We start from the raw sequence: 3,637 nt of genomic DNA on the forward strand, positions 1-3,637 counted from the left end.
ATCCAGGGCCGAGCGGATGAGTTCGCCTGTGCCGTAGCTTGTGGTCTGCAGGGGATTGCGCTGTTCCGGCGGCACAAGGCCCAGGCCGCTGGCCGTTGCCATTTCAATGACGGCCGTGCCGCCATCGCCTGTAAGGCCATAAAAGGCTTTTACGGGATTGCCGAGGGGTCCCCTGACCGTCACCGGCACAAGGGTTCCCTGGGTTGCTTCCACCATTGCTTCCACCGTGCCTTCGCCGCCGTCGGCCACGGGAACCTTGATATAGTCCGCCTTGGGGAATATCTCGCGAAAGCCCGACTCTATAAGCGTGGCGACTTGCAGGGCCGACAGGCATTCCTTGTATGAATCCGGCGCAATGACGATTTTCATGCAATGCTCCTTATGGCATTTTACGCTTGAGGCAGTCGCATGGCCGGAGTGCGCCAGCTTGCGACGGCTTGTGGGCATCGCCGCGCTGCGCAAGGCCGGATTTTTCACAGTTCAGGGCAGCAGCGCGACAGCCTGAAAAAATCTGGCGGCAGCAGGACGTTGAGGTCCCGATTTTGCTATTCATGTTTTTTCGTTGCAGGCGCACGGTTCCCGGGCAGAAAGGAACTTTTCCGCCCAGGAAGGCCGTGCGCTGTCCGGGTATGCCCGGATATATTGAGATGCCCGGACATTGCCGGGTATGCCCGCGCAGTCGCCCGAGGCGTTTCAGGCGGTAAATATTCTAGACAGTGTCTAGAGGAACATCTGCAGCAGCAGGGTTCCGCCCAGGCCCAGCACAGCGGCGATGGTCGTGCCCGCCGTGTAGGTAGCATACATGGATGCCATAGGAATGCCGAGTGATTCTTTGACGAACCAGAAGCCGGAGTCCGTCACCTGCGAAGCGCCGATGGCCCCGGCTCCGATGACGATAGCCATGAGGGCAGGGTCAAGCTGCGGGTTGGAGCCGAGCACCGGCAGGATAAGGCCCGCGGCTGTCATCATGGCCACGGTGGCGCTGCCGAGGGCAAAGCGCAGCGTGATGGCGATAATCCAGGCCAGGATGAGGGGGCTTACCTGAAGGCTGGTGAGCACCTGCTTGAGCACAAGGCCCACGCCGCTGTCGGTGATGATCTGGTTGAGCGCTCCCGCAGCGCCGATGACAAGCATGATGGACGCCAGAGGAGCCATGCCCGATTCGCTGAAGCGGCCGAGTTGATCCCAGTTGAAGCCGCGTGCGCGGCCCAGCACAAAGTAGGCCACCACTGCCGAGATGAACAGGGCGATCATGGGCGTGCCGATAAAGTTCACATAGGTCATGTAAACAGGGGGATTCTGCTTGTCGATGCTCAGTTCCACAACGGTTTTGGCAATCATGAGCAGCAGCGGCAGCAGAACCACGAAAAGCGTGCTGCCAAAGGGGGGCAGTTCCGATTCCTTGCGCGGCTCGGTGTCGGCATAGGCTCCGGTAAGGGGGACGGGGGGCAGCCGCCTGGCAATGAACTTGCCGTAAATGGGTCCGGCCACGCAGGCGGCGGGCAGGCCCACCAGCAGGCCGAAAAAGATGACCTTGCCCACATCGGCCTTGAGCAGGTCGGTAACGGCCATGGCCGCCGGATGGGGCGGCACGATGCAGTGCACCGTGGTCAGGGCCACCACAAGGGCCATGCCCACCTGGATAAGGGGCAGTTTGGATTCTTTGACAATGGAGAACATCAGCGGCGTGAGCAGGATAATGCCGACCTGAAGAAAGACGGGAATGCCGCAAACATAGCCCACGATCATCATGGCCCAGTGCGCCCGCGACTGGCCGAGAATGCGTATGAGGGTGCGCGCCAGCCTTTCCGCCGCGCCCGAAACCTCCATAAGTTTGCCCAGAATGGCCCCAAGGGCGAGAATGGGCGCCAGAAAGCCCAGAGTTTTGCCAAGGCCGCCTTCAAAGGCCACCACAATCTTCGCCAGCTCCATATTGTGGGTCAGCGCCAGAAACAGGCTTGCGGTGGTCAGTGAGACAAAGGCGTGTATCTTGAACCAGATGCACAGCACAATGACGATGGCGATAGCAATCGCCAGCATTGTCATTGAATAGCCGATTCCAAAAGCTTGAGCGGTTCCCATCATCACTCTCCCAACGGCGGTTGCGTTCTGGCCCGGCGAACTGCCGAGGCAGGGTGTGCAGGGGCAACAGGCTGCCCGCAGGGCGTCGGCGGCCTGATCATTTCAGTTCGTCCGGTTTCAGGCGTGAGCATGCCTGAAGCCGGGGGCGTACAGGGCGGCAAGGCGTATGGCCTCCACCATGCTTACGGCACTGGCCTGACCCTTTCCGGCAATGTCAAAGGCCGTGCCGTGATCCACGGACGTGCGCAGTATGGGCATGCCGAGGGTCAGGGAGATGGTGCGCTCAAAATCCACCATCTTGGTCGCGATATGCCCCTGATCGTGATACAGCGACAGCACCGCGTCCCATGCGCCCTTGAGGGCAAAATGAAAGACCGAGTCGGCAGGATTGGGGCCGTGTGCGTTGAGTCCGCGCTTTTTGGCCTCTTCAATGGCCGGAACGATCTCCACATCTTCTTCATTGCCGAAAAGGCCGTGCTCGCCGCAGTGCGGGTTAAGCCCGGCCACCACAATGGAGGGATTTTCAATGCCCAGCAGGCGCATGGCATCGGTGCAGCGGGTCAGATAGTCCAGAACGCGGTCTTTTTTCACGGCCCGGCAGGCGTCCACGAGCGAAAGATGGCGGCTGAGAAAGAAAACGCGCAGGCCATGCACCTGGAACATGGTCAGGGGATCGGCCGTGCCCGTGAGGTCGCCCAGGATTTCGGTATGCCCGATATAGGGCACGCCGCCCGCCTTGAGCGATTCCTTGTTGATGGGCGTGGTGGCAAGCACATGGGCCTTGCCCGCCAAGGTCAGCTCAACGGCCTTTTTGATATACTCAAAGGCCGCCTTGCCGCACTGCCCCTGAATTTTGCCATAGGCAAAATCGGCCAGATCCAGATTGTCCATATTCAGGATATTGGCTGCGCCTTCGCGCCAGCCATCGAGATTTTCATCAACCTCGTTGAAATCAGGGTTCACATGCATGAGGGCTGCGGCGCGTCGCATGATTTCGGTATTGCCCACCACAAGCACGCGGGCGGCTTCGGTTACCACCGGATCCACAAGAGACGCTGCCAGAATTTCCGGGCCGATTCCGGCCGGGTCGCCCATGGGGGCGCAAATGAGAGGTTTCATATGTTTTCCTTGTTTTTATGCGTGTTATGATGGGCGCTTGCGCGTGGATATCTTGGTAAAGAGGTATTCCACGCATTCCACCAGGCTGTTTTTGTCGCCCACAAAGCCGCCCTTGGTGATCATTGGCAGATTGTCCTGTACGCCGCCGATAATATGTCCGTAGACGGCAAGGGGCAGAACCTGGTCGCGTACCGTAAAGCCGCCTGCCCCCAGCGTGCGGATGACAGACACCGTGACTTCGCCGCCGGAGGTGTACAGGCCGCCGATGCGCAGATCTTTTCTGCGCAGGGCGCGGTCGGTCACGTCGGCAATGGCGTTATTGATGCGCAGCGAAATTTCCGCATGCGTGAGGTTCATCCGGCGCGACATGTCGTCCAGAGAAAACACGTCTTCCTTGCCCACGGCCGTGCAGATGCCAAGAACCGTGGCGTCCGCC

The 3,637-nt window shown here is 60.0% G+C and carries 4 protein-coding genes; all 4 read right to left on the reverse strand.

Going from position 1 to position 3,637, the window contains the following annotated elements; all coding sequences use genetic code 11:
• On the reverse strand, positions 1-369 hold a 369-nt coding region (locus tag V6C16_RS09325; RefSeq protein ID WP_333543064.1), incomplete at its 3' end, for a glycerate kinase.
• Positions 370-720: 351 nt separating this feature from the next.
• Entirely contained in the window at positions 721-2,046 is a 1,326-nt protein-coding gene (locus V6C16_RS09330) for a GntT/GntP/DsdX family permease (RefSeq protein WP_333543065.1), read from the reverse strand.
• Between the two features lie 153 nt (positions 2,047-2,199).
• Positions 2,200-3,201 (reverse strand): 4-hydroxythreonine-4-phosphate dehydrogenase PdxA, encoded by a 1,002-nt coding sequence (pdxA, locus tag V6C16_RS09335; protein ID WP_333535168.1) that lies wholly within the window; start codon positions 3,199-3,201, stop codon positions 2,200-2,202.
• Positions 3,202-3,225: 24 nt separating this feature from the next.
• Positions 3,226-3,637, reverse strand: a 412-nt coding sequence (locus tag V6C16_RS09340) for a nucleotide-binding domain containing protein (RefSeq protein WP_333543066.1), incomplete at its 5' end; no start/stop codon positions are given.

Source organism: Desulfovibrio sp. 1188_IL3213 (assembly GCF_036763145.1).
Taxonomy (GTDB): Bacteria; Desulfobacterota; Desulfovibrionia; order Desulfovibrionales; family Desulfovibrionaceae; genus Desulfovibrio.

Bases quoted from the DNA above. Each gene is read 5' to 3' on its own strand.
- pdxA (WP_333535168.1), bottom strand. From the start codon at position 3,201: ATGAAACCTCTCATTTGCGCCCCCATGGGCGACCCGGCCGGAATCGGC.
- V6C16_RS09330 (WP_333543065.1), bottom strand. From the start codon at position 2,046: ATGACAATGCTGGCGATTGCTATCGCCATCGTCATTGTGCTGTGCATC.